Here is a 25,523-nt window from a genome sequence, read left to right on the forward strand (position 1 = left end):
GGGGCTACCGGGCCACCCAGCCCTTCTCGTACGCGTGCCAGCCCAACTGGAGCCGCGTCGTCACCCCGGAGAGCTCCATCAGGCCCTTGACCCGCCGCTGTACTGTCCGCAGCCCCAGCTCCAGGTGCTTCGCCACGCTCGCGTCCGTCATCCCCGCCAGGAGCAGGGACAGGACCTCCAGGTCCGTCTCGTCGGGGCCGCCGTCGCCCTCCTCCGCGTGGCCCGTGGAACCCAGCCGCAGCGGCAGCGCCTCCCGCCACACCGCCTCGAACAGGCCCATCAGCGATTCCAGCAGCCCCGACGCGTGCACCACCAGCGCCGCCGGCTCCGCGCCCCGCGCGGTCAGCGGCACCATCGCCAGCGTCCGGTCCGCGATCACCAGCTTCGTCGGCACCTGGCCCGTCACCCTGATCCGCTCCCCCCGGGCGAGCGCCGTGGAAGCCTCCCGGATCCCGTTGGGCGTCGTCAGCACCTCGCGCTCGATGACCACCCGGTACGCGACGCCCCGTACGGCGGCCCGGTCCTCCGCCTCGTTGTCCGTACCCGTGACCACCTGCGGCCGGCCGCTGACCAGCGCGCACACCTCCTCCACCGCGCCGAGCTGGAGCTGGTGGAAGCGGTGCGCCACCGCGCTCGCGCCCGTCACGACCTCCACCAGGTCGTGCACGGCCGGCTCGGCCGCCTCCGCCCGGTACTCCTCCGCCAGGAGCACCGCCGCCAGTTCGGCCTGCTCCAGCTCGTGCCGCTGCTGGGTCAGGAGCGCGCCCAGCGCCACCGCGGGCGGGGCCGCCACCCAGCGGCCCGGCCGGGCCGAGGACTGCGCCGCGAGCCCGTGCCGCTCCAGGTGCCGCAGGGCCCGTTCCGTCTGCGGCACCGGCAGGGCCAGCCGGTGCGCGAGGTCGGGCACCTCCGCCGCCCCCAGTGCCACCAGCGCGCGGTACGCCGACTCCTGGCCCTCGTCGAGGCCTATCGCACCCAGCATCCGTCCACCCCACCTTTCGACCGTGCCTGGCGGGAAGCGGCCACGGCGCAAACCCGCCGCCGACATCATCGCCGCACCCCCCGGCTCTCTGCCAAGGTGACGCCACCGCAGCACCAACATCCGCTGGCCAGAAGCCATTTACGCGGCGCCTTTGCCGTGCAATGCAGTAGTTGGCCGGAATTCACCTGGGGAGAGCGATGCGTCCGATATCGCGTACGGCGTTGGGAGCGGCCGTCTCGGCCGTCCTGGCCGTCACCGCCATCGGCCCGTCCGCGGCACAGCCGCGCGACGGAGCGCCGGACGGAAGACCGGTCGTGGGCAGCGAGGCGGCCGGAAAGCAGCCCTCCGCGCCCGTCACCGTGACGCTGGTCACCGGTGACCGGATCCTGGTCTCCACCGACGCCGCGGGACGCACCGCCGCCACGGCGATGCCCCGCGAGGACGGCTCGCAGCCGCTGGTGCAGACCCGCCAGTCGGGCAAGGACCTCTACGTCTACCCGCAGAGCGCGGCCAAGGCCCTCGCCGCCGGCAAGGTGGACGAGGAACTCTTCAACGTCACCGGCCTGATTCGGCAGGGCTACGACGACGCGCACGCCAAGAAGCTCCCGCTCATCGCGGTCTACGACGGCTCGGTGAACCTCGCGCGCAGCACCCCGCCCGCGCCCCGCGGCGCCGAGCGCTCCCTCGTCCTCGGCTCCATCGGCGGTGTCGCGCTCGCCGCCGACAAGCAGCACGCCGCCGAGTTCTGGGCCGAGGTCACCGGCGCCGCCGTGGACGCCCGCTCCCGCTCCGCCGCGCCCGGCGGGCTGAAGAAGCTGTGGCTGGACGGCAAGGTGCGGGCGAACCTGGAGCGGTCCACCAAGCAGGTCAACGCCACTGCCGCCTGGGCCGCCGGATACGACGGCAAGGGCACCAAGGTCGCCGTCCTGGACACCGGCACCGACCTCGAACACCCCGACCTCAAGGGCCGGGTCGCCGGGTCGAAGAACTTCACCGACTCCGACACCGACGCCGACCGGCAGGGCCACGGCACCCACACCATCTCCACCGTCGGCGGCTCCGGCGCGGAGAGCGGCGGCGCCAGGAAGGGCGTCGCCCCCGGCGCCGAGCTGCTCAGCGGCAAGGTCCTGAACGACCAGGGCTACGGCCTGGACTCGTGGATCATCGCGGGCATGGAGTGGGCCGTCGAGTCCAAGGCCGACGTGGTCTCGATGAGCCTGGGAGACCCGTCCCAGACCGCCTGCGACGACCCGCTCGCCGCGGCCGCCGAGAAGCTGTCCCAACAGGGCCCGCTGTTCGTCATCGCCGCGGGCAACTCCGGCCCCGGCAACAACACGGTCTCCTCGCCCGGCTGCGCGCCCAGCGCGCTGACCGTGGGCGCCGTTGACCGGGACGACACCACGGCCGTCTTCTCAAGCCGGGGCCCGGCCGGCCTCCAGCACACCCTCAAGCCCGAGATCGCCGCCCCCGGCGTCGGCATCTCGGCCGCCGCCATGGGCGGCCGCGGGGTGTACGCCTACCAGGGCATGTCCGGCACCTCGATGGCCACCCCGCACGTCGCGGGCGCCGCCGCCGTCCTCAAGCAGCGCCACCCCGACTGGACCGGGCAGCAGGTCAAGGCCGCCCTGGTCGGCTCGGCGAACACCGCCGTCCCCGGTGACGTACGGGAGACCGGCGGCGGCCGCCTCGACGTCAAGGCCGCGCTCGACGCCACGGTCACCGGCGCCCCCGCCGTGCAGGGCGGCACGTACAACTGGCCGCAGGACCGCAGCGACCGCACGAGCGTCGAGGTCCCGTACACCAACACGGGCAAGGCGCCGGTCACGCTGAACCTCTCCGTGGAGAAGGTCACCGGCAACGACGGCTCGGCCGTCCGCGGCCAGGTCGCCCGGCTCGACAGGCGGACGGTCACCGTCCCGGCCGGCGCCACCGTCAGGGTGCCGCTCGCCCTCGACCCGTCCGCGAAGCTGGAGCGCTCCCAGTACGGGGACGTCACCGGCCGCGTCGTCGCGACGGCGAACGGCGTGCGCGTTTCCACCCCCTTCTCCCTCTACGTGGAGCCGGAGACGGTCACCCTGCGGGTCAAGCTCGTCGACCGCGCGGGCCGGCCGGCCGCCGGACCCTCGTCCCTGGACGTCATCGGCACCGACGACGCCAGCGGCGAGCGCCGCTTCAACGACGGCGCCGCGGACCAGGTCTACCGGGTGCGCCCGGGCTCGTACTTCCTCTCCGCCTTCGTCGGCACCCCGGACGCCGGTGAGACCGGCGACCACCCGATGTTCGACTCGATCACCTACCTGGGCCGACCGCAGGTGGAGGTGAAGAAGGACACCGTGATCGTGCTGGACGCCCGCAGGGCGGGGCGCCTGGGCATCGAGGGCGACAAGCCGCTGGAGGCCCGCAACACCACCCTCGGCTTCGCCCGCAGCTGGGACGGCGTGTGGCTGCACGCCGGGACCGCCATGGGCGGCCGGACCATCCGCGGCTACTACGCCTCGGTCGAAGGCCGCGCCAAGGAAGGCGAGTTCGAGTTCGGCAGCTACTGGCGGGCCGCGGCACCGGTGCTCACCGAGCTGAAGGCCGTCGGGGGCCCGGTCCTGCACCCGATCACCGCGACCACCGGCAGCGAGAACCTCGACGGAACCGGCACCGCGCCCCTGGTCGACGCCGGCGCGGGCACCCCCGAGGAACTGGCCGCGGCCGGCGCCGGGGGAGCGGTCGCCCTGGTCAAGGCCGCGGACGGGTCGCTCTACGAGGTGGCGCAGAACGCCAGGGAGGCCGGCGCCAAGGCGGTGCTCGCCTACCGCGAGACCCCGGGCCGCTGGGTCCCCTCCACCGGCTTCGCGAGCGTGCTGCCCGCGCTGGCCGTCGAGGCGGCCGAGGGCAAGGCCCTGCTGGACAGGCTGGCGGCGGGCAAGGTCTCGCTGTCCTGGAAGGGCACGGCGAAGAGCCCGTACGTCTACTCCCTCGCCTTCCCGGAGACCGGGCAGGTGCAGGGCGACCACACCTACAAGGTGCGCGACCGCGAGCTCGGACAGGTGGAGTCCACCTACAACTCCATGGGCGTGGCGGCGGACTTCATCGACCTGGCCGGCGCCTACCGGCCCATCGGCAGCGCGGTCTACTTCGGCAGCATCGAGACCGTCGCGGCCCCCGGCAGGCGGACCGAGTACTACACCGCCGGGGACACGGCCTGGGACCAGATCCTCTCCAGCAGCTTCCCCTGGGGCGAGTTCATGACCGGGGAGCAGCACACCTACACCAAGGGCCAGAAGAGCAAGGCAAGTTGGTACGACGGCGTGACCGGGCCGGTCGCCCCGCGCGACCGCACCGGCAAGGAGGCCCTGGCGGCCGAGCGGCAGGGCGGCCTGATCGGCTTCGCCCCCGCCATGTGGGGCGACTCGGGCCACTACGCGCAACCCGGCTCCTTCGGTGACATCGGCGGGCTCCAGCTCAAGCGGAACGGCGAGGTCATCGGGGACAGTTGGTACCCGTTCGGGGTCTTCGAGGTCCCGGCCGAGGAAAGCCGGTACGAACTGACCCAGTCCATCGAGAAGATCGGCCCGCCGTCGCGCGTCTGGCAGCGGTCCACCGCGGTCCGGACCACCTGGGGCTTCACCTCGAAGCTCGACGCGTCGGCGTACTCCCAGGGCCTGCCGATCCTCTTCCCGCGGTACGCGGCCCCCCTGGACGGCATGAAGACGGTGGCGGCTGCCGACGGCCAGAGCATCGGCCTGAGCGCCACCGGGCACGCGGGCTACGCGCCCGGCGCGCTGAAGTCCGCGAAGCTGTCGTACTCCTACGACGGCGAGAACTGGACCGAGGCCGAGGTGAGCGAGCGCGGCGGCAAGTGGACCGCGACCGTCGACCACGCCGGCGCCTCCGGAAAGCCGGTCACGCTCAAGGTCGAGCTGACCGACACGAACGGCGCTTCCGTCACCCAGACGGTAGCGCGGGCGTACGACATCCGTTAGGTCGTACGACTGGAGCGGGAAGGGTCCACCGGACGGCGGTCCGGTGGGCCCTTTTCGTGCATTCGGCGTTTTCCGCCCCGGCCGGAGGCCGACAATAGGGGCATGAGTCAGCAGGGCGCGGGCGCGGACGACTGGTGGCAGAAGCTCTACGAGGACCCGGACCCGGGGGCGGAAGCCGCCGCCGGGGATCCTGGCGACACCGACACCCTGGACCACCGCTTCCGCTCGGCGGCGGTGCTGGTGACGGACCCGGCGGCCGGTCCGGGGCCCGCACCCGCGCCGGACTCCGCGGAGGCCGGAACGGACGCCGCAGCGGCGACCGGGGCGGCGACCGGGGCGGCGTCCGGAGCGGGAGCCCGAACGGTGCCCGGAGCGGTGCCCGGAGCGGGAGCGCTGCCGGCGGCCGGAACGGGGGCCGCGGACCGCCGGCACGCCGGGTCCGTGGTGCCGGGGCCCCGGCAGGAGGCCGTACCGCCGCCCCCGCCCCCGCCGTCTCCGCTCCCGCCGCCCGGGCCGCTGCTGCCGCCGCCGCGCGACCCGCGCGAGGGCGGGCCGACGTGGTACGCCCTGGGGGACGTGGCGGTTCCGCCTGCGCCGCCCGCGGAGGAGCCCGAGCCGCCCGCCGCCCCCGCCGAACTGCCCGTGTGGAGCTGGGGGCCGCAGCCGCCGGCGTCCGCCGCCGCCCCCGAGGCCCCCGCTACCCGGCCCGAAGCCGAGACGGTCGTGGTGCCCGTACCGCCCGCGGCCGCCACCCCGACGGCCCCCGCCGCTCCCGCCGCCCCGGCCGAACCGCCGTCGCCGGACCCGCGCGAGCGCCCCGAGGTGCGCCACCTCGGCGACCGCGCCCCGACCTACGCCGCCGAGCCCGGGGCCCTGCCCGCCGCCGACCCGGCCGCGCTCGACGCGATGACCCCCGACACGGTCCTGGAGGGGGCCCGCTACGGGAGCTACACCCTGCGCGCCGCCTCCCTGCGCGGGGACTCCGCCCGCTTCCGGGGCGAGGCCCGCCGGGACTTCCTGCTCACCGCCCGCTTCGGCACCGGCCCCGACGCCCTGGTCCTGGTCGCGCTGGCCGGCGGCGACCGGGCCGCCCCCGGGGCAGCGGCGGCCGCCGCCGAGGTGTGCCGTACGGTCGCCGCGGCCGTCGGCCGGAGCCAGGAGCGGCTGGCCGACGACATCCGGGCCGGGCGGCGCGACGCCCTGCGCTCGGGGCTCCAGCGGCTCACCGACCGGGGCTACGGGCGGCTGCGGGCCCGCGCCGCCGAGCTGGGCCTGGAGGAGGCGGCGTACACCGCGGGGCTGCGCGGGCTGCTGCTCCCGGTGGACCCGCAGTGCCGCACCCGGGTCGCCTTCGGCGCCGGTGCGGGCGGGCTGTTCCGGCTGCGCGAAGGGCGCTGGCAGGACCTGGAGCCGGCCGGCCCGGACGAGGACCCGGGCAAGGAGGCCACCGGCGCGGAGGGCGGGATCCCGTTCCTCTTCCGGGCTTCGGTGGCCCGCCCCGGCGACACCGTGCTGCTCTGCTCGGGCGGTCTCGCGGACCCGATGCGCGAGGAGGGGCTGCTCGCCGCCGAGCTCGCGGCGCGCTGGTCCGAGGGGGAGCCGCCGGGCCTCGCGGCCTTCCTCGCGGACGCCCAGCTCCGGCTCAAGGGGTACGCCGACGACCGGACGGCCGCCGCGGTCTGGGAGGCGTAACCGCCCGGGGCATGCGTGGATGGGAGGCGCACACGGCAGAGGCAGCGGCAGAGCCGGACCGGAAAGGGCGCCCCCTCCATGGCCAGACAGAACGTGGCGGAGCAGTTCGTCGACATCCTCGTGCGCGCGGGTGTGCGGCGGATGTACGGAGTCGTCGGGGACAGCCTGAACCCGGTCGTCGACGCGATCCGCCGGACGGGCGGCATCGAGTGGATCCAGGTCCGGCACGAGGAGACCGCCGCCTTCGCGGCCGGCGCCGAGGCCCAGATCACCGGGAGCCTCGCCGCCTGCGCGGGCTCCTGCGGCCCCGGCAACCTCCACCTGATCAACGGCCTGTACGACGCCCACCGCTCCATGGCCCCCGTCCTCGCGCTCGCCTCGCACATCCCCTCCAGCGAGATCGGCCTCGGCTACTTCCAGGAGACCCACCCCGACCAGTTGTTCCGTGAGTGCAGCCACTACAGCGAGCTGATCTCCAACCCGAAGCAGATGCCCCGGCTGCTGCAGAGCGCCGTACAGCACGCCATCGGCCGCAGCGGGGTCAGCGTGGTCTCGCTGCCCGGCGACATCGCCTCCCTGCCGGCGCCGGAGAAGGCGGTCGAGCACGCGCTGGTGACCGCGCGGCCGACGGTGCGGCCCGGCGAGGGCGAGATCGAGAGGCTGACCCGGCTGATCGACGAAGCGGACAAGGTCACCCTGTTCTGCGGCAGCGGCACCGCCGGGGCGCACGCCGAGGTCATGGAGTTCGCCGGCCGGGTCAAGGCCCCGGTGGGGCACGCCCTGCGCGGCAAGGAGTGGATCCAGTACGACAATCTGTACGACGTCGGCATGAGCGGGCTGCTCGGCTACGGCGCGGCCTACGAGGCCACCCACGAGTGCGACCTGCTGATCCTGCTCGGCACAGACTTCCCCTACAACGCCTTCCTCCCCGACGACGTGAAGATCGTGCAGGTGGACATCCGGCCCGAGCACCTGGGCCGCCGCTCCAAGCTCGACCTCGCGGTCTGGGGCGACGTACGGGAGACCCTGCGCGCCCTGAACACCCGGGTGAAGGCCAAGACGGACCGCCGCTTCCTCGACCGGATGCTGAAGAAGCACGCGGACGCGCTGGAGGGGGTGGTGAAGGCGTACACGCGCAAGGTGGAGAAGCACACGCCGATCCATCCCGAGTACGTGGCTGCCGTGCTCGACGAACTGGCCGACGAGAACGCGGTGTTCACCGTGGATACAGGCATGTGCAACGTGTGGGCGGCGCGCTATCTTTCCCCGAACGGTAAGCGGCGCATCATCGGCTCCTTCAGCCATGGCTCCATGGCCAACGCCCTCCCGCAGGCCATCGGCGCACAGTTCACCGACCGCGGTCGTCAAGTGGTGTCGATGTCGGGCGACGGTGGTTTCTCGATGCTGATGGGAGATTTCCTCACCCTGGTGCAGTACGACCTGCCCGTCAAAGTGGTCCTCTTCAACAACTCATCGCTCGGCATGGTCGAGCTGGAGATGTTGGTTTCCGGCCTGCCTTCGTACGGAACGACGAATAAGAACCCCGACTTCGCCGCAATCGCGCGCGCGGCGGGGGCCTACGGGGTCCGCGTGGAGAAGCCCAAGCAGCTCACAGGGGCTTTGAAGGACGCGTTCAAGCACAAGGGGCCCGCCCTGGTGGACGTGGTGACGGACCCCAACGCGCTGTCCATCCCCCCGAGGATCAGTGCCGAGATGGTGACCGGTTTCGCACTGTCCGCGAGCAAGATCGTGCTGGACGGCGGGGTGGGCCGGATGATCCAGATGGCTCGATCCAACCTCCGCAACGTGCCGCGCCCATAAGCCCGCAGGAGTGCGGATTCCCCCGGCGGGCATGCATCCCGTAGGCCTGTTCGAGAGCAATGCACACGGGAGGTACATCGCCGTGCGGGTGGGGGCGAAGAGCGGGAAGCTGTGGGGAAGGGGGCGGCCGGTGCCGCGCGAACCGTCCGGAGGGGACGGCGGGCCGGTGGACGCGCTGGAGATCATCCGCAGCGTGCGCCGGGCCGACCTGAAGGCGGTGGGCGAAGTGCGCCGGGCCTTACGGGAGTTGATGCGACACCGCTGCCGGGCCGACGCCGCCGAGGTGGCGGAGCTGCTCATCACCGAACTCGTCACCAACGCCCTCGTCCACACCGACCAGGGTGCGGAAGTCTGCGCGAGGCTCGCCGCCGACCGGCTGAGGGTGGAGGTCCGGGACTACGCCGCACGCCGCCCCCGGCAGCACGTACCGTCCGCCGACGACGGTACGCACGGCCGGGGGCTGGTGCTGGTGCAGACGCTCGCCGACGCGTGGGGAGTGGACGCGCTCGCGATGGGCAGCGGCAAGGTGGTGTGGTTCGAGCTGGACGGCGCGTGCGACGCGGGGCCCGCCTGACTGGCAGGCGGGCCCCACGGGGTCGTTCCGGATCAGGGCCGGATCAGCGCTGGTTCAGCGCCGGTTCAGCCGAACTGCTGCTCCAGGTCCTTGAGTTTGCGCTCCAGCGAGTCCAGGCGGGGAAGCGTCTGCGTGTCGTCCTCGGCGGTGAGGTCCACCGTCCGGGGGCCCGTCACGTCAGCCGGTTCGGTTCCGGTCACGGCCTGGAGGGAGGGCCGGCGGCGAAGGGGCAGCTGTCCCGATTCCGCTATGGCCGGCTCCGCGCCGACCGGCGCGGAGCCCGCTCCGGGGGCCAGCCCCGGCATCTCGACCTGACGGCCCCGGCCCACGCGGCCGAACGCCCGGTTCTGCCGCCCCAGCGCCTTGATGCGCGCGCGGTCCAGGCGGTGCTGCTCGCGCCTGCGGTGGCGGTCCTGCTCCCTCTCCTTCTTGTCCTCGCGCACCTCGTCCACGGCCTCGTCGAGGGTGCGCACCCCCTCCAGCAGCATCAGTGACCACGCGCCGAAGGTCTCCCGGGGGGCGCGCAGCCAGCGGACCATCCGGATCTGCGGCAACGGCCGCGGGATCAGGCCCTGTTCGCGCAGCGCCGCCCGGCGGGTCTGCTTGAGGGCCCGGTCGAAGAGCACGGCGGCCGAGAGCGACATCCCGGAGAAGAACTGCGGGGCCCCGTCGTGTCCGATGCCGCGCGGCGCGTGCACCCAGTTGAACCACGCGGCCGCGCCCGCGAACAGCCAGACCAGCATGCGCGAGCCGAGGGCGGCGTCACCGTGGCTGGCCTCGCGGACGGCGAGCACCGAGCAGAACATGGCGGCGCCGTCGAGCCCGAAGGGGACGAGGTACTCCCAGCCCCCGGAGAGGTTGAGGTTCTGCCGGCCGAAGCCGACCAGTCCGTGGAAGGAGAGCGCGGCGGCGACCGCCGCACAGCAGAACAGCAGCACGTACGAGGCGGTTCCGTAGACGGCTTCCTTGCGCCGCCGCCGTTCCTCGCTGCGCTCCCAGCTGTCCTCGGCCACCGCGGCCTTCTCGCCTTCGCGCTTGCCCCGGGCCAGTACCGCCACTGCCGCAAGTACGCCCAGGATCAGCAGGCTGCCGGGCAGCAGCCAGTCCAGCGATATGTCGGTCAGTCTCATGCGGATGTCCCTGCCTCTGCCTCGCGTATGCGGCCTTCCGGGCGCCATATTGGCGCAGCCGGTCGCCGCCGCATGCGGGTTTCGGGTCAAGTGGACGCCATCGGGGGGCGGGGCCCGCCGGATAGGGTGTTGTGGTTCGAACTCCCGCTCGCAGGGGCCGGGTTGAGTTCGATTACGGTCAGCCGTACGGGTGGGTTCAGCCCGCGGCGGCCGTGAGGCGGGAGATCCGGTCCGCGTCACAGGTGCGCGGGCAGGTGACGCAGGTGTCCTCGGGTCGGATCGTGTAGAAGAGGCAGCAGGCGGCCCGGTCCCGGGTGGGCAGTCCGCGGCCGTCGGGGCCCGGCAGCGTACGGAAGCCCGCGCCGCCGGTGTACGGGGCCGTGGCGCCGGGGAGCAGCAGTTCCAGCTCCCGCACGGCGCGGGCCTCCTCGCGGTCGCCCATCAGGTGGCCGACGTACCAGAGGCCTTCGGCGACCTCGTCGGTCACCATGCCCCACAGTGCGCGCCGCCCGCGCCGCATGCGCGGGCCGAAACCTTCCAGCACGGGCCCGAGGTGCTCGGCCACCGCGGCCCGCACCTCGGCGCGCAGGGCCTCCTCGTCGGGTACGACCCGGGCCCCGGGGAGGCCGGCCGCCGGGTCGTCCGGGAGGCAGGCGAAGGAGCCGGGGCGGACCGCCATCCGGCCGTGGGTCCGGTGGAAGGAGACGTCGGCGACGGGCAGCCGCGGCACGCGCCGGGCCAGGAACCACGGGACGGTGACCAGCAGGCAGGCCGGCCACGCGTAGCGGTGCAGGCCGAAGCCCGCGACCACGTCGGGCCGGCCCCGGCTGCCGTAGTCCCGCAGGACCTGGGCGTCGTCCCAGTCGAGGAAGGCGTCCAGCGCCGCGCCGCCGGCCGCGAGCTCGTCCGCGCCGACCCACCCCGCACCGCGAGGGGAGGGTTCGTGCGCCGAGAGCTCCTCGACCCGCAGCCCGCTGTACGCCCGGGTCAGGCGCGCGTACGCGTCCGCCACCGGAGAGCCGGCCGGGGTGGACGTGCTGACGGCCATGACGGTCATGACGGACCACCGAATCACGCGATCGTTAACAGGTTAGCCTTACCTTACCCGATCTCGGTCGGGCCGTATCCTCGGAGCAGGTCGAGACCCGTTGGAGGACCGAGTGCACGACACGGCCCGAGCCCGGGTACCGGCACAGACGCGCAAGGTGGTGCGCCATTCGGTGCGCGGGCAGGTCCTCGACGCCCTGCGCACGGCGCTGGTCGACGGCGAACTGGTGCCGGGGGAGGTCTACTCGGGCCCGGCGCTCGGGGAGCGCTTCGGGGTCTCCGCGACGCCCGTGCGCGAGGCGATGCAGCAGCTGGCGCTGGAGGGGGCCGTGGAGTGCCTCCCGAACCGCGGTTTCCGCGTACTGGTCCGGACCGCGCGGGAGCTGGCGGAGCTGGCCGAGGTGCGGGCGCTGCTCGAAGTCCCGGTCATGCTCGGGCTGGCCCGTACGGTCGCCCCCGAGACCTGGGAGGACCTGCGTCCGGCGGCCGCCGCCACCGCCGAGGCGGCGGCGACGGGGGACATGGCGGGGTACGCGGAAGCGGACCGGGCCTTTCACCGGGCGGTGCTGGGCCTGGCGGGCAACCGGCAGCTGGTCCAGGTGGCGGAGGACCTCCACCGGCGGGCGCAGTGGCCCCTCCCGGGCGCTCCGCGGGTGCGGCGCGCGGATCTCGTCGCCGACGCGGCCGAGCACGCGGCGCTGCTGGAAGCCCTGGTCGCGCGCGACCTCCCGGTGGTCGAGTCCCTCGTACGGGAGCACTTCCAGGGCGCCCGCGCCTGAACCCTGCCGGGACCCGGGCCCGGGTTACGCCGCGGGGGACGGGGCCAGCTGGTCCGCCAGCCAGGTCGGGATGCCTCCCAGCAGGTGGAACAGACGGCGGGCCTCGGCGCGCAGCCGGGTCGCCTCCGGTTCCGGCTCGGCCTCGGCCAGGGCGGCCAGCGCCGGCGCCGTGCCGACCAGGAAGCCCAGGTCCTCCCGGATGCGGAGGGACTCCGCGAAGCCCTTGCGCGCCTCGGCGACCTCGCCGTCCCGCAGCGCGAGCGCGGCCAGGTGGCGCCAGGTGAAGGACAGCAGCAGGGTGTCGCCGTGCGCCGCCGCCCCCGCGTGCGCCCGCCGGTAGGCCGGCAGCGCCGACTGCGGGGCGTCGGCGAGGTGCTCCGCGACCAGGCCCCGGCGGAAGTCCAGCAGCGGCCTGGTGCGGGACCCGGGCGACAGCAGCGCCGCGGCCCTGCCCAGGGCCGAGCGGGCCTCGTCGGCCCGGTCCCGTACGCCGAGCACGGTGGCGGCGTACGCCAGGTGGCCCCGCTCGCAGGCGGCCGCACCGCGTTCGTCGTCGCTCGCGGCCACCGCTTCGGCGACCCGCAGGGCGTCCTCCGCCTCGGCCCAGCCCTGGCCGGTGAACAGGCACCGCTCGACCAGCAGCGCGGTGCGCTGGACCGCGGCGCCCGCGTCGGCGAGGTGCGGCGTCAGCAGAGCCGCCGCGTCGGTCCAACAGCCGCGGGAGCGCAGCCGCCATATCGCCCGCTGGAGGGGGTCGTCTCCCCCGGTAGTTCCGGCACCGGACATGGCGGTATCCGCCACATTGCCCTCCCCAAAGCAACCAAGCAGCACGTCGTTGAGCCCTGGGGCGAAATGAGAGCACGGATCGGCGGCTTCGGCCAAGGGGTCGGGTGAACTCTTTCACAAAGTCCGGACGGATCATCAGCCGCCCCGGCCCGACCCCCGTCCGCGCCGGAACGGGATCTTCTCAGCTCATGCGCAGTGCCAGGAAGAAGTCGAGCTTGTCCTCCAGCCTGGACAGGTCACGCCCCGTCAACTGCTCGATTCGCCCGACCCGGTAGCGCAGCGTGTTGACGTGCAGGTGCAGCCGCGTCGCACAGCGGGTCCACGAGCCGTCGCAGTCCAGGAACGCCTCCAGCGTCGGGATCAGCTCCGCCCGGTGGCGGCGGTCGTAGTCCCGCAGCGGGTCCAGCAGCCGGGCCGTGAACGCCCGGCGCACGTCGTCCGGCACGAAGGGCAGCAGCAGGACGTGCGAGGCCAGCTCGTGGTGCCCGGCCGCGCAGACCCGGCCCGGACGGGCCGCGGCGACCCGGCGGGCGTGCCGGGCCTCCTCCAGCGCCCCGCGCAGCCCCTCGGCCGAGTGCACCGCGGCGCTGACGCCCAGGGTGAGCCGGCCGTCGTCGGCCAGACCGGCCTGGAGGGGCTCCCGTACGGACGCGAGCAGCTCGTCGGCGTGCAGGGCCGAGTCCGGGCCCTTGTCCTCGCCGCCGTCCCCGGACAGGGAGGGCAGCGGCACCAGGGCGATGGCCTCGTCACCCGCATGGGCCACCGCGATCCGGTCGGACGGCTCCGGCCCCGAGACGGACGGGTCGACCAGGATCTCCTCCAGCAGCGACTGGGCCACCGGGCCGCCGGGGATGTCCCCGCCGTCCCAGTCCACCCGGGCCACCACGACCTGCCAGTGCGGGGCTGCGCCCAGCCCGGGCAGCAGCACCGGGGCGGCCACCCGCAGGCGGGCGGCGATCTCGGCGGGCGGGGCACCCGTCTGGACCAGCTCCAGCACCTCCTGGGCGAGCCGGCGGCGCACCGTACGGGCGGCGTCGCGCCGGTCCCGCTCGACGGCGATCAGCTGGGTCACGCCCTGCAGCAGGTCCAGCCGCTCCGCGGGCCAGTCCCCGGCGTCGGCCTCCACGGCCAGCAGCCAGTCCGACAGCACGCTCTCGCGCACGTCACGGGAGGCCGGAGCGGCCGGGCCGCGGCCATGTCCCCTGATCGGGAAGAGCGAGTAGGTAATACCCTGGATGGAGATCCTGTGCGGCCCCCTGCGGCCCGTCCGGACCGCCGCGAGGTGCTCACTGGCCAAGGCCGCGCACACGCCCGGCGCCAGCGGTTCACCCGCTCCGGCGATCTGGCGCCCGGTGGGGGACAGCACCCAGGCCCGCAGATCGAGGTCCGTGGTGAGCAGATCCAGCACGACGTCGGGTCCGCCACCGGCCGGACCGGAGGTCATCAGGCGCCGGTGGCGGTCCACGACGGCCGCGAGGTCGCCCGCGCGCTCCCCGGAGACCTGCCGCACCACGTACTCGGTGATCGTGGCGAATGCAACGTCTTCGTTGACGGCGAACAGGGGCAGCCGATTGCGCCGACAGGCTGATACCAGATCGTCCGGGATGTCTCCCAGCTCCGCCTCGCCGGCCGCCAGACCCGCGACGCCCGCGCTCGCGAGGATTCGTACGAACGGCTCGGAGTCGGCTGAATTCCGCCGCCAGGCCAGGCCGGTGAGGACGAGCTCGCCCCCGGTGAGGTATCGGCTGGGATCCCTCAGGTCGGTCGTCATGACCCCGCGGACCGTCCGGTCGAGTTCGTCCTCGCCGCCCAGCAGCCGCAGCCCCAGCGCCTCGGTTTCCAGCAGTGCGCGCAGCCGCATGATGTCGCCGCCGATCTGTCTCGAATGTTGCCGTTGGAAATCGGGCAGGTCGTTGCATCCTGCCTTTCATACGAATCTACAAGACGAGGGAGGTCGCCAGCCAACTCCTTCATGGTTTCGGTGACTGCACCCGGGGGACGCGCGGCTTGTGTACTGACTCCACACCGCGTTAACAGCACGTGAACGACCAGTCGAGGGCCTTCGGGCCCACTGGCTTGAAGTGAACGACCCGATTAAGAAGAAGAGAGCCGCACATGGACTTCCTTCGCCCCGCCAGCTGGGAGGAGGCGCTCGCCGCTAAGGCCGAGTTCCCCACAGCTGTGCCGATTGCGGGTGGCACCGACGTAATGGTCGAGATCAACTTCGACCACCGTCGGCCGGAGTACCTCCTGGACCTGAACCGCATCGGTCTGCTGCGGGAGTGGGAGGTCGGTGAGGACGTGGTCCGTCTGGGCGCCTCCGTCCCGTACACGCAGATCATGGAAAACCTCCGCACGGAGCTGCCCGGTCTCGCGCTCGCCTCGCACACGGTCGCGTCTCCGCAGATCCGCAACCGCGGCGGCGTCGGCGGCAACCTCGGTTGCGCGTCGCCGGCCGGCGACTCCCATCCGGCGCTGCTCGCGGCGGGTGCCGAGGTCGAGGTGGAGTCCGTACGCGGTTCTCGCCTGATCCCGATCGACGAGTTCTACACCGGCGTCAAGCGCAACGCGCTGGCCGCCGACGAGCTCATCAAGACCGTCCACATCAAGAAGGCGGACGGCCCGCAGCAGTACTCCAAGGTCGGCTCGCGCAACGCGATGGTCATCGCGGTCTGCGCCTTCGGCCTGGCGCTGCACCCCGAGACCCGGACGGTCCGCACCGGCATCGGTTCGGCCGCGCCGACCCCGATCCGTGCGAAGGCCGCCGAGGAGTTCCTCAACGCCGCGCTCGCAGAGGGCGGCTTCTGGGAGTCCGGCAAGGTCATCACCCCGTCGATCGCCAAGCAGTTCGGTGACCTCGCCTCCGGCGCGGCCAACCCGATCGACGACGTCCGCGGCACGGCGAAGTACCGCCGCCACGCGGTCGGCATCATGGCTCGCCGCCAGCTGGTCTGGACGTGGGAGCAGTACCGCGGTTCGAACAACGGCCGCTCGCTTGAAGGGGCTGCGTAATCATGCGCGTCAATTTCACTGTCAACGGTCGCCAGCAGGAAGCCGACGACGTGTGGGAGGGCGAGTCCCTTCTCTACGTCCTGCGCGAGCGCCTGGGCCTGCCGGGTTCGAAGAACGCCTGTGAGCAGGGCGAGTGCGGTTCCTGCACCGTCCGCCTCGACGGCGTGCCGGTCTGTTCCTGTCTGGTCGCGGCCGGTCAGGTCGAGGGTCGCGACGTCGTGACCGTCGAGGGCCTGGCGGAGTTCGCCAAGCAGCGCGAGGAGCACGGCCACGGCGGTGCCTGCGGCACCGGCGGCGGCTGCGGCAGCAAGGGCGTGTCCCTGGACGCGGCCAAGCAGTGGGAGGCCAAGCCGGGCGACTCGCAGACCGGCGAGGGCGTCGAGCTCTCCAACATCCAGCAGGCGTTCATCGACGCCGGCGCCGTCCAGTGCGGTTTCTGCACCCCGGGCCTCCTGGTCCAGGCCGACGCGCTGCTGGAGGAGAACTCCTCCCCGTCCGACCAGGACATCCGTGAGGCCCTCTCCGGCAACCTGTGCCGCTGCACGGGCTACGAGAAGATCCTCGACGCGGTCCGCCTCGCGGCCGCCCGTCAGGCAGAGGCGGTCTGACCATGGCCCAGAACACCCGCACCGTGCCCGCCGGCGCTCCCACGAACGTCAGCCAGAAGCACACCAAGGGCGGCATCGGCGAGTCCACGCTCCGCCCGGACGGCACCCTCAAGGTCACCGGTGAGTTCGCGTACTCCTCGGACATGTGGCACGAGGACATGCTGTGGGGCCAGACCCTGCGCAGCACCGTCGCCCACGCCGAGATCGTCTCCATCGACATCTCCGAGGCGCTCGCCATGCCCGGCGTGTACTCGGTCCTGACGTACGACGACCTGCCGGCCGAGATGAAGAACTACGGCCTGGAGATCCAGGACACCCCGGTTCTCGCCAACGGCCGGGTACGCCACCACGGTGAGCCGGTCGCCCTCGTGGCCGCCGACCACCCGGAGACCGCCCGCCGCGCGGCCGCCAAGATCAAGATCGACTACCGTGAGCTGCCGCTCGTCACGGACGAGGCCTCCGCCCTCGCCGCCGACGCGCCGCTGATCCACGAGGGCCGCGACGACCACCACATCGGTCACGTCCCGCACCCGAACATCGTGCACCGCCAGCCGATCATCCGCGGCAACGTGGAAGAGGCCCGCAAGCGCGCCGACGTCATCGTCGAGGGCGAGTACACCTTCGGCATGCAGGACCAGGCCTTCCTCGGCCCGGAGTCCGGCCTCGCCGTGCCGTCCGAGGACGGCGGTGTCGAGCTGTACGTCGCCACCCAGTGGCTGCACTCGGACCTCAAGCAGATCGCCCCCGTCCTCGGTCTCCCCGAGGAGAAGGTGCGCATGACGCTCTCCGGCGTCGGCGGTGCCTTCGGCGGTCGCGAGGACATCTCGATGCAGATCCACGCCTGCCTGCTGGCCCTGGCCACGAACAAGCCGGTCAAGATCGTCTACAACCGGTTCGAGTCCTTCTTCGGCCACGTGCACCGCCACCCGGCGAAGCTCTACTACGAGCACGGCGCGACCAAGGACGGCAAGCTCACGCACATGAAGTGCAAGATCGTCCTGGACGGCGGCGCGTACGCGTCCGCTTCCCCGGCGGTCGTGGGCAACGCCTCCTCCCTCTCGGTGGGTCCCTACGTCCTGGAGGACGTGGACATCGAGGCGATCGCGCTCTACACGAACAACCCGCCCTGTGGCGCGATGCGCGGCTTCGGCGCTGTCCAGGCCTGCTTCGCGTACGAGGCCCAGATGGACAAGCTCGCGGCGAAGCTGGGCATGGACCCGGTCGAGTTCCGCCAGCTCAACGCCATGGAGCAGGGCACGATCATGCCCACCGGCCAGGTCGTGGACGCCCCGGCGCCCGTCGCCGAGCTGCTGCGCCGGGTCAAGTCCCGCCCGCTGCCGCCGGAGCGCCAGTGGGAGTCGGCCGGCGAGGGCGCGGACGTCCGCGCGCTGCCGGGCGGTCTCTCCAACACCACCCACGGCGAGGGCGTCGTCCGCGGCGTCGGCTACGCGGTCGGCATCAAGAACGTCGGCTTCTCCGAGGGCTTCGACGACTACTCGACCGCCCGCGTGCGACTCGAGGTCATCAACGGCGAGCCCGTCGCGATGGTCCACACGGCCATGGCGGAGGTCGGCCAGGGCGGCATCACCGTCCACGCGCAGATCGCCCGTACCGAGCTGGGCGTCACGCAGGTGACCATCCACCCGGCCGACACCCAGGTCGGCTCCGCCGGTTCCACGTCCGCCTCGCGGCAGACGTACATGACCGGTGGCGCGGTGAAGAACACCTGTGAGGCGGTCCGCGAGGCCCTGCTGGAGATCGGCCGTCGCAAGAACGGCTCGTACCACCCGGCCTGGGCCACCGCCGAGCTGCTGCTCGAAGGCGGAAAGGTCGTCACCGACGGCGGCGAGGTCCTCGCGGACATCGCCGACATCCTGGAGGGCGAGGAGGCGATCGACCTCGAACTCGAGTTCCGCCACCACCCGACCGTCCCGTTCGACCTGGTCACCGGCCAGGGCAACGGCCACGTCCAGTACACCTTCGCCGCGCACCGGGCGGTCGTCGAGGTGGACACCGAGCTCGGCCTCGTCAAGGTCGTCGAGCTGGCGACCGCCCAGGACGTCGGCAAGGCGCTGAACATGCTCTCCGTGGTCGGCCAGATCCAGGGTGGTACCACCCAGGGCCTGGGCGTCGCGATCATGGAAGAGATCATCGTGGACCCGAAGACCGCGAAGGTGCGCAACCCCTCCTTCACGGACTACCTGATCCCGACCATCCTCGACACCCCGACCATCCCGGTCGACGTCCTGGAGCTCGCCGACCCGAAGGCGCCGTACGGCCTTCGCGGAATGGGCGAGGCTCCGACCCTCTCGTCCACCCCGGCCGTCCTCGCGGCGATCCGGCAGGCGACCGGTCTGGAGCTCAACAAGACGCCGATCCGTCCGGAAGCCCTCACCGGCACCCTCTAGGACGGCGCGGTCCGGGGGCCGAGAGGCCCCCGGACCCCCAAAGACTCTCCGGGCGGTGTGACACGGGAACGTCACACTTCCAGTCCCACCGCCCGGAGCACGAAGTCCGGAGTTCGAAGTACCGCACCGCTCGCGGTCCGTTTCACCGGCAGTACCCCCCGCAATACCCAGCAGTAGTCCACGTGGCACCCAACACCCCCGGTGTCGCCGGCAGTACCGCAAAACCCCCGCAGTACCCGCAGTACACGCAGTGAACATTCGCGTCGCCTCGGGCCGTCACCCCGGGTCGTGCAGCCAAACGCAGTTTCCCAAATCCCGCGTCTCCAATCTTTATGCGGGTGCCCCTTTGAACCTTGGGAGTTAGGCACCATGACCCAATCGTCTGTGGAGCCCAAGACCAGTGCGGAAGAGGCCGGCGACGGCTCTCGTACCCCCGCAGGCCGATCTTGGCTCGACCGGTACTTTCACATAACGCACAGAGGCTCCAACGTCGGCAACGAGGTCCGTGGCGGTATCACGACCTTCATGGCCATGGCGTACATCCTCCTGCTCAACCCCCTGCTCCTCTCGGGCAAGGACGTCGACGGTGCCACCATGGCCACCTCGGCGATCATCACCGCCACGGCGTTCGCCGCGGCCGTCTCGACGCTCCTCATGGGCTTCGTCGGCAAGGTGCCGCTCGCGCTCGCCGCCGGCCTCTCCGTGTCCGGCGTGCTGGCCTCGCAGGTCGCCCCCCAGATGACCTGGCCGCAGGCCATGGGCATGTGCGTGGTCTACGGCGTCGTGATCTGTCTCCTGGTCGTCACCGGCCTCCGAGAGATGATCATGAACGCGATTCCCCTCGCGCTCAAGCACGCCATCACCATGGGCATCGGCATGTTCGTCGCCCTCATCGGCCTCGTGAAGGCCGGCTTCGTGGGCAGGGGCCCGGAATTCGGCCCCCCCGTCCAGCTCGGTGCCGTCGGTGAGCTCGCCGGCTGGCCCGTCCTGATCTTCTGCCTGACCCTGCTCGCCATCTTCATGCTGCAGGCACGCAAGGTTCCCGGCGCGATCCTGATCGGCATCGTCGGCGGAACCGTCCTGGCGGCCATCGTCAACGCCGTCGCGGACATCGACCCGAAGGCCTGGCGCAGCGGCCCGCCGGAGCTCAGCGGCTCCGCGGTCTCGGCGCCGGACTTCTCGCTCTTCGGTGACGTCTCCTTCGGCGGCTGGGGCGACGTCGGCTACATGACGGTCGGCATGATCGTCTTCACCCTGGTCCTGGCCGGCTTCTTCGACGCGATGGCCACCATCATCGGCGTCGGCACCGAGGCCAAGCTCGCCGACGACAAGGGCCGCATGCCCGGCCTGTCCAAGGCCCTGTTCATCGACGGTGCCGGTGGCGCCATCGGTGGCATCTCGGGCGGCTCCGGCCAGACCGTCTTCGTCGAGTCCGCCACCGGCGTCGGTGAGGGAGCTCGTACCGGTCTCGCCTCCGTCGTCACCGGCCTGTTCTTCGCCGCCTGCCTCTTCTTCACCCCGATCACGCAGATCGTCCCGGGTGAGGTCGCCTCCGCGGCCCTGGTCGTCATCGGCGCGATGATGATGCAGAACGCCCGCCACGTGGACTGGGCCGACAGCGCGACCGCGATCCCGGTCTTCCTGACCGTCGTGATCATGCCGTTCACCTACTCGATCACCGCTGGTGTCGCCGCCGGTGTCATCGCGTACGTCGCCATCAAGATCGCTCAGGGCAAGGCCCGTGAGATCGGCGCCTTCATGTGGGGTCTGACCGCGATCTTCGTGGTCTTCTACGCCCTGCACCCGATCGAGGGCTGGCTCGGGGTCGGCTGACCCGGGCGGACCTGATCCGTACCAGAACCGCACCCTCCACGTATCCGATACTGGAGACCGAACCCCTCCGAGGAGGCCGCAATGCTGGACATCGCCGAGGAACTGAACCGGTGGGTCGAGCAGGGACGTGACTTCGCCGTCGCCACCGTCGTGGCGGTCGGCGGGAGCGCGCCCCGGCAGCCCGGAGCGGCGCTCGCCGTCGACGGCGAAGGCACCGCGATCGGTTCGGTCTCCGGCGGATGCGTGGAGGGTGCGGTGTACGAGCTGTGCCGGCAGGCGCTGGAGGACGGCGAGACCGTCCAGGAGCGCTTCGGCTACAGCGACGACGATGCCTTCGCCGTGGGCCTGACCTGCGGCGGGATCATCGACATCCTCGTCACCCCGATCCCCGTGGGCTCTCCCGAACGGGAGGTGTTCGCGGCGGGCATCGCCGCCGCCGCCCGGGGGGAGGCGGCGGCGGTCGCCCGGATCGCCGAGGGCCCGGCCGAGCTGCTGGGCCGCGCCGTGCTCGTCCGTACCGAAGGCGCCTTCGAGGGCGGATTCGGCGGACACCCCGAGCTCGACCGCACCATCGCCGAAGAGGCCCGCGCCATGCTCGACGCCGGCAGGACCGGTGTACTGGAGATCGGGGCCGACGGCAGGCTCTGCGGAGAGCCGCTCAAGGTGCTGGTCGAGTCCAGCGTCCCGCCGCCGCGGATGATCGTCTTCGGCGCCATCGACTTCGCCTCCGCCCTGGTGCGGATCGGCAAGTTCCTCGGCTACCGGGTGACCGTGTGCGACGCGCGGCCCGTGTTCGCCACGAAGAACCGTTTCCCCGAGGCGGACGAGATCGTGGTCGACTGGCCGCACCGCTACCTGGAGAGCACCGAGGTCGACGGCCGTACCGTCCTGTGCGTGCTCACCCACGACGCCAAGTTCGACGTCCCGCTCCTGGAACTGGCCCTCAAGCTGCCCGTCGCCTACGTAGGCGCCATGGGCTCCCGCCGCACCCACGAGGACCGCAACAAGCGGCTCCGCGAGGTCGGCGTGACCGAGCTGGAACTGGCCCGCCTGCGCTCCCCGATCGGCCTGGACCTCGGCGCCCGCTCCCCCGAGGAGACCGCGCTGTCCATCGCGGCCGAGATCGTCGCCAACCGGCGCGGCGGCAGCGGCGTCGCCCTGACCGGCGCGCACATCCCGATCCACCCGGACCCCGCGAAGACGGCCGTCAGCCGGATCGGCTCCGTCGCTTGAAGAGGTCCGCTGCTGTAGCGCGGTGAAGAAGTGAGCAAAGGGCGCACCCCGTGAGGGTTGCGCCCTTTCGCTGTCCCGTCTATTTTACCGGCCGGTAACAGCGCTTCCTGATAACGGAGTTGAGCGGATGTCCCGGACCGTACGCACCGCCCGCACCCCCTTGCGCCTGCTTCTCGCCGTCTGCGCGCTGGCCGCGGGCACCCTCGCGGCAGGCCCCGCGGCGGACGCCGCGCCGGGCGACGCCCCCGGCCTGCGCGAGGTGCTGTTCGTCGGCAACAACTGGGAGGGCACCGCGGACGTCGTGGCCTCCACGGGGAACCTCGCCAAGGTGGGCCGGATCAACGTCATCCCGGACAAGGAGGAGCGGCTGCGGGAGATCTACCTCAACCCCATCAAGCTCGGCTACTTCCTGGGCATCCGCGCCACCGCCGGCGAGGGCCACGACCAGTTCGTGGACGACATGTACACCACCCCGGACGGCTCCGCCGTCGTCGCCTCCCGCCCCAGCTTCGCCGACGTCGTCTCGATCGACGTACGGACGGGCCGCATCAACTGGCGCTTCCCGGTGGCCGGTTACCGCTCCGACCACATGGCGGTCTCCCCGGACGGCACCCGCGTCGCCGTCTCCGCCTCCACCGCCAACACCGTGCACGTCCTCGACATCGCCACCGGCCGCCAGGTCGGCTCCTTCGCCACCGGCGACAAGCCGCACGAGAACACCTTCACCCGGGACGGCCGCTTCCTGTGGAACAGCTCCATCGGTGACGTCACCTCCGCCCTCGACGCGCCCTGGCTGGACTGGACGAAGGGCGACCGGAAGATCACCGTCGTCGACGCGCAGACCTTCCGCACCGTCCGGGTGCTCGACATGCGCGAGCGGCTGAACGCCTTCGGCCGGTCCGACCTGTCCGACGCGGTGCGGCCCGTCTCCTTCAGCCCCGACGAGTCGAAGCTCTACTTCCAGGTGTCGTTCTTCAACGGGTTCGTCGAGTACGACGTCGCCACCGACCGGATCACCCGGATCAAGACCCTGCCCCAGAACCCCGCCACCAGCAGCGACCGCACCACCTGGGTCAACGACTCCCGCCACCACGGGATGTCCATGAGCCCGGACGGCGCCAAACTCTGCATCGCGGGCACCATGGACGACTACGTCACCGTCGTGGACCGCGCCACCCTCACCGAGGGGCCGCTGGTGCCCGCCTCGAAGCCGTACTGGGCCACCGTCGACGGCGACGGCACGGCCTGCGTGATCTCCGAGAGCGGCACCGACCAGATCACCGCCATCGACTTCGCCACCGGGACCAAGCGGGTCTCCGTGCCCGTCGGCGACCACCCGCAGCGGATCCGCATCGGTCACGTCCCGGCCGGCTGGACCGGCCCGGTGAGCGGGCGCTGAACGGACCACTCGGGCAGATCACGCCACTATGAGGTGACCAGTCCGCGATGACCGATTAGTCTGCCGATCATGGTGGACATCCGTGAGGTACCCGAGGCAGACATCGACCGCGCTCTGGAGCTCGCGTACCTGGTCTTCCACCATCGCCCCGAGAAGGAGGCGCGCGAGCGGCACCGTGCGATGCTCCGCACCTGCACGCGCATCGGCGCCTACGACGCGGACGCACTGGTCGGCTTCATGGCCGCGCACGACTTCCGGCTGTCGGTGCCCGGGGCGGACCTGTCCTGCCCCGGGGTCACCTTCGTCTCCGTCGCCCCCACGCACCGCCGCCGCGGCGTGCTGACCGGCCTGATGGGCGAACTGCTGCGCGGCGCCGGGGCCGCGGGCAGCCCCGTCGCCGCGCTGTGGGCCTCCGAGGCCGCCATCTACGGCCGCTTCGGCTACGGGTCGGCCACCCAGGGCGTCACCGTCGAGATCGACTCCACCCGGCCGCTGGCCCTGCGCATCGACCCGGACCGGCGGCCGCTGCGGCTGGTCGACCCCGAGGACGCGCTCGCGGTCATCGGCCCGTACCACGAGGCGGCCCGCTCGGTCCGGGCCGGCCGGCCCACCCGCGACGCCGAGCGCTGGACCGAGGCCTGGCTCTGCGAACAGGACGAGGAGGACGAGGAGTTGAGCCCGCCCCGGATCATCGCCCTGGGGGAGCCGGGCCGGCCGATCGCGGGCTACGCGCTGTACCGGACGAAGCCGGAGTCCGGGAGCGGGACGGGACCCGGGCACACCCCCGGCCTGGTGCGGGTCGAGGAACTGGAGGCGGACACCCCGCACGTGGCCGCCGCCCTCTGGGAGTGCCTGGCCTCCCTCGACCTCACCGGCACGGTCCGGGCGTGGGGCCGCCCGGCCGACGACCCGCTGCTGCACTTCGCCGCCGACCGGGACCAGGTCCGGGTCACCGGCGCGTATCCGGCGCTGTGGCTGCGCCTGGTCGACGTGCGGGCGGCGCTGATTGCGCGCTCGTGGGCCGCGCCGGTGGAACTCGTACTGGAGCTGACCGACGTACGGCTGCCCGCCAACGCGGGGCGCCACCGGCTGAAGGCGGGGCCCCACGGGGCGGTGTACGAGCCTGCCGGGCAGAGCCCGGACCTGTCCCTGGACGTACGGGAGCTCGCGGCCTGCTACCTCGGCGGGACCCGGGCCGCCGACCTGGTCGCGGCCGGGCTGGTGGCCGAGCACACGCCCGGCGCGGCGGCGGCGCTGGACGACGCCCTGGGCGGGGGTCCGCTGCCGCACACCTCGGACGAGTTCTAGCGCACCCGCCGTCGGGCGAGCTGCGGGATCCTGGCGGCCGACATGCCGAAGCCGGAGCTCCATACGGCCGTGGAGAGCCTGTCACCCGGCGGGTACAGGTCCTCCTGGCGGTAACGGCGGCACTTCTCGTGCCAGTTGAGGATCCCCGCGAGCCAGTCCCGCAACTCGCCGACGTACGCGTCGATTCCGGCCCGCGCCGCTGCGCCCAGCTCCCAGTCGTCGTAGAGCAGCGGCAGCTGGCCGGCGGCTATGTGCTCGAACTCCTCGATGCGCCGGGCCATCAGGGAGTGGCAGATGTGCAGGGCCTGCGGGTAGCCGATGTCGAAGAAGTTCCGGGTGACGAGCACGTGGTTGTGCACCTCGCCCTCGACCTCCACCTCCTTCTGGTAGGAGAAGATGTCGTTGATCAGGCAGGCGGCGTCGGCCGCCGCGTTCTCCAGGGAGCGGATGGTGCCGGAGGCGTAGATCTCCTCCGGGATGCCCCGGCCCGCCCTGCCGAGCCGGCACAGGTACATCGTGAGGTGGGAGCCGAAGGTGTGGCGGTGCATCTCGGCGTAGTCCACCGGGTCCGGGATGCGGTGGTGGATCTGGTTCTCCATCTCCCACACCCAGCTCTGCAGCATGCTCACGAGCGTGGCCCAACTCGGCGCGCACCGGCGGGGCCATGTCCCGGCTGGTGCGCACCCACAGGTCGGCGAGTGAACGTTCCAGCGCGGTGTGCGGGACCGCTTGTTCCGAGTGGTCGACGGGGGCCATCGAGATGAGCCGCGCGGTGGCCGCCCTGGCCATCGTGGCCGTCGATCCGGCCTACACCTCGATGTGGGGCGACGAGCACTGGCGCAAAGCCGCTCACCGCCCCGCGCCGCAAGATGTCCCGACACGATGCCGCGAGCATCGCGATCGGGCGACGCGCCCTCGGGCACCCGATCCGGCGACG

At 72.4% G+C, this 25,523-nt stretch carries 18 protein-coding genes; 12 read left to right on the forward strand and 6 right to left on the reverse strand.

Annotation, left to right across the window (positions count from 1 at the left end; all coding sequences use genetic code 11):
- Window positions 1–4: 4 nt before the first annotated feature.
- Complete coding sequence (locus AB0M99_RS31055) at window positions 5–982, reverse strand: helix-turn-helix domain-containing protein (RefSeq protein WP_365926315.1); 978 nt, start codon at window positions 980–982, stop codon at window positions 5–7.
- 197 nt (window positions 983–1,179) lie between these two features.
- Here AB0M99_RS31055 and AB0M99_RS31060 point away from each other — a divergent pair, with 197 nt between their 5' ends.
- From AB0M99_RS31060 to AB0M99_RS31075, 4 genes are all read left to right on the forward strand, one after another.
- On the forward strand, window positions 1,180–4,956 hold the full coding sequence (locus tag AB0M99_RS31060) for a S8 family serine peptidase (RefSeq protein ID WP_365926317.1): 3,777 nt from the start codon (window positions 1,180–1,182) through the stop codon (window positions 4,954–4,956).
- A 102-nt stretch (window positions 4,957–5,058) separates the two neighbouring features.
- Entirely contained in the window at window positions 5,059–6,648 is a 1,590-nt protein-coding gene (locus AB0M99_RS31065) for a protein phosphatase 2C domain-containing protein (RefSeq protein ID WP_365926319.1), read from the forward strand.
- A 78-nt stretch (window positions 6,649–6,726) separates the two neighbouring features.
- A complete protein-coding gene (locus tag AB0M99_RS31070; protein WP_365926321.1) occupies window positions 6,727–8,469 on the forward strand; it encodes a pyruvate dehydrogenase in 1,743 nt (580 codons plus the stop codon).
- A gap of 193 nt (window positions 8,470–8,662) precedes the next feature.
- Window positions 8,663–9,043, forward strand: coding sequence for an ATP-binding protein (locus AB0M99_RS31075; protein WP_365926352.1), 381 nt, complete (start codon window positions 8,663–8,665; stop codon window positions 9,041–9,043).
- 65 nt (window positions 9,044–9,108) lie between these two features.
- Here AB0M99_RS31075 and AB0M99_RS31080 read toward each other — a convergent pair whose 3' ends face one another.
- On the reverse strand, window positions 9,109–10,173 hold the full coding sequence (locus AB0M99_RS31080) for a DUF2637 domain-containing protein (RefSeq protein WP_365926322.1): 1,065 nt from the start codon (window positions 10,171–10,173) through the stop codon (window positions 9,109–9,111).
- A gap of 196 nt (window positions 10,174–10,369) precedes the next feature.
- Window positions 10,370–11,221 (reverse strand): (2Fe-2S)-binding protein, encoded by an 852-nt coding sequence (locus tag AB0M99_RS31085; RefSeq protein WP_365926324.1) that lies wholly within the window; start codon window positions 11,219–11,221, stop codon window positions 10,370–10,372.
- 112 nt (window positions 11,222–11,333) lie between these two features.
- On the opposite strand from AB0M99_RS31085, the gene AB0M99_RS31090 reads away from it, so the two are divergent.
- A complete protein-coding gene (locus AB0M99_RS31090) occupies window positions 11,334–11,999 on the forward strand; it encodes a GntR family transcriptional regulator (protein WP_365926326.1) in 666 nt (221 codons plus the stop codon).
- Between the two features lie 24 nt (window positions 12,000–12,023).
- Here AB0M99_RS31090 and AB0M99_RS31095 read toward each other — a convergent pair whose 3' ends face one another.
- Entirely contained in the window at window positions 12,024–12,800 is a 777-nt protein-coding gene (locus AB0M99_RS31095; RefSeq protein WP_365926328.1) for a hypothetical protein, read from the reverse strand.
- Window positions 12,801–12,966: 166 nt separating this feature from the next.
- On the reverse strand, window positions 12,967–14,646 hold the full coding sequence (locus AB0M99_RS31100) for a PucR family transcriptional regulator ligand-binding domain-containing protein (protein ID WP_365926330.1): 1,680 nt from the start codon (window positions 14,644–14,646) through the stop codon (window positions 12,967–12,969).
- A 254-nt stretch (window positions 14,647–14,900) separates the two neighbouring features.
- Here AB0M99_RS31100 and AB0M99_RS31105 point away from each other — a divergent pair, with 254 nt between their 5' ends.
- From AB0M99_RS31105 to AB0M99_RS31135, 7 genes are all read left to right on the forward strand, one after another.
- A complete protein-coding gene (locus AB0M99_RS31105) occupies window positions 14,901–15,797 on the forward strand; it encodes a xanthine dehydrogenase family protein subunit M (protein ID WP_365926332.1) in 897 nt (298 codons plus the stop codon).
- Window positions 15,798–15,799: 2 nt separating this feature from the next.
- Window positions 15,800–16,405, forward strand: coding sequence for a (2Fe-2S)-binding protein (locus AB0M99_RS31110; RefSeq protein ID WP_365926334.1), 606 nt, complete (start codon window positions 15,800–15,802; stop codon window positions 16,403–16,405).
- Between the two features lie 2 nt (window positions 16,406–16,407).
- Window positions 16,408–18,813: a molybdopterin cofactor-binding domain-containing protein gene (locus tag AB0M99_RS31115; RefSeq protein ID WP_365926336.1), complete on the forward strand. Its 2,406-nt coding sequence runs from the start codon at window positions 16,408–16,410 to the stop codon at window positions 18,811–18,813.
- Window positions 18,814–19,182: 369 nt separating this feature from the next.
- A complete protein-coding gene (locus AB0M99_RS31120; protein WP_365926338.1) occupies window positions 19,183–20,646 on the forward strand; it encodes an NCS2 family permease in 1,464 nt (487 codons plus the stop codon).
- An 81-nt stretch (window positions 20,647–20,727) separates the two neighbouring features.
- The gene (locus AB0M99_RS31125) at window positions 20,728–21,879 is read left to right on the forward strand and encodes an XdhC/CoxI family protein (RefSeq protein ID WP_365926340.1); all 1,152 of its coding nucleotides are present in this window, start codon (window positions 20,728–20,730) and stop codon (window positions 21,877–21,879) included.
- Window positions 21,880–22,006: 127 nt separating this feature from the next.
- Complete coding sequence (locus tag AB0M99_RS31130; RefSeq protein ID WP_365926342.1) at window positions 22,007–23,278, forward strand: YncE family protein; 1,272 nt, start codon at window positions 22,007–22,009, stop codon at window positions 23,276–23,278.
- A gap of 69 nt (window positions 23,279–23,347) precedes the next feature.
- The gene (locus tag AB0M99_RS31135; protein WP_365926344.1) at window positions 23,348–24,586 is read left to right on the forward strand and encodes a GNAT family N-acetyltransferase; all 1,239 of its coding nucleotides are present in this window, start codon (window positions 23,348–23,350) and stop codon (window positions 24,584–24,586) included.
- On the opposite strand, the gene AB0M99_RS31140 is transcribed toward AB0M99_RS31135, so the two are convergent.
- Window positions 24,583–25,209, reverse strand: a complete 627-nt coding sequence (locus AB0M99_RS31140) for a hypothetical protein (RefSeq protein WP_365926346.1) — start codon at window positions 25,207–25,209, stop codon at window positions 24,583–24,585. The two genes, AB0M99_RS31135 and AB0M99_RS31140, sit on opposite strands and share 4 nt — an antisense overlap.
- Window positions 25,210–25,523: the final 314 nt, after the last annotated feature.

It is taken from the genome of Streptomyces sp. NPDC051183, from assembly GCF_040682455.1.
Classification (GTDB): Bacteria; Actinomycetota; Actinomycetes; order Streptomycetales; family Streptomycetaceae; genus Streptomyces.

What these genes read in the sequence shown, in the direction of transcription:
- AB0M99_RS31055 (WP_365926315.1), bottom strand. Translation starts at nt 982, where the DNA reads ATGCTGGGTGCGATAGGCCTCGACGAGGGCCAGGAGTCGGCGTACCGC.
- AB0M99_RS31060 (WP_365926317.1), top strand. Translation starts at nt 1,180, where the DNA reads ATGCGTCCGATATCGCGTACGGCGTTGGGAGCGGCCGTCTCGGCCGTC.
- AB0M99_RS31065 (WP_365926319.1), top strand. Translation starts at nt 5,059, where the DNA reads ATGAGTCAGCAGGGCGCGGGCGCGGACGACTGGTGGCAGAAGCTCTAC.
- AB0M99_RS31070 (WP_365926321.1), top strand. Translation starts at nt 6,727, where the DNA reads ATGGCCAGACAGAACGTGGCGGAGCAGTTCGTCGACATCCTCGTGCGC.
- AB0M99_RS31080 (WP_365926322.1), bottom strand. Translation starts at nt 10,173, where the DNA reads ATGAGACTGACCGACATATCGCTGGACTGGCTGCTGCCCGGCAGCCTG.
- AB0M99_RS31085 (WP_365926324.1), bottom strand. Translation starts at nt 11,221, where the DNA reads ATGGCCGTCAGCACGTCCACCCCGGCCGGCTCTCCGGTGGCGGACGCG.
- AB0M99_RS31100 (WP_365926330.1), bottom strand. Translation starts at nt 14,646, where the DNA reads ATGCGGCTGCGCGCACTGCTGGAAACCGAGGCGCTGGGGCTGCGGCTG.
- AB0M99_RS31105 (WP_365926332.1), top strand. Translation starts at nt 14,901, where the DNA reads ATGGACTTCCTTCGCCCCGCCAGCTGGGAGGAGGCGCTCGCCGCTAAG.
- AB0M99_RS31110 (WP_365926334.1), top strand. Translation starts at nt 15,800, where the DNA reads ATGCGCGTCAATTTCACTGTCAACGGTCGCCAGCAGGAAGCCGACGAC.
- AB0M99_RS31115 (WP_365926336.1), top strand. Translation starts at nt 16,408, where the DNA reads ATGGCCCAGAACACCCGCACCGTGCCCGCCGGCGCTCCCACGAACGTC.
- AB0M99_RS31120 (WP_365926338.1), top strand. Translation starts at nt 19,183, where the DNA reads ATGACCCAATCGTCTGTGGAGCCCAAGACCAGTGCGGAAGAGGCCGGC.
- AB0M99_RS31125 (WP_365926340.1), top strand. Translation starts at nt 20,728, where the DNA reads ATGCTGGACATCGCCGAGGAACTGAACCGGTGGGTCGAGCAGGGACGT.
- AB0M99_RS31130 (WP_365926342.1), top strand. Translation starts at nt 22,007, where the DNA reads ATGTCCCGGACCGTACGCACCGCCCGCACCCCCTTGCGCCTGCTTCTC.
- AB0M99_RS31135 (WP_365926344.1), top strand. Translation starts at nt 23,348, where the DNA reads ATGGTGGACATCCGTGAGGTACCCGAGGCAGACATCGACCGCGCTCTG.
- AB0M99_RS31140 (WP_365926346.1), bottom strand. Translation starts at nt 25,209, where the DNA reads ATGCTGCAGAGCTGGGTGTGGGAGATGGAGAACCAGATCCACCACCGC.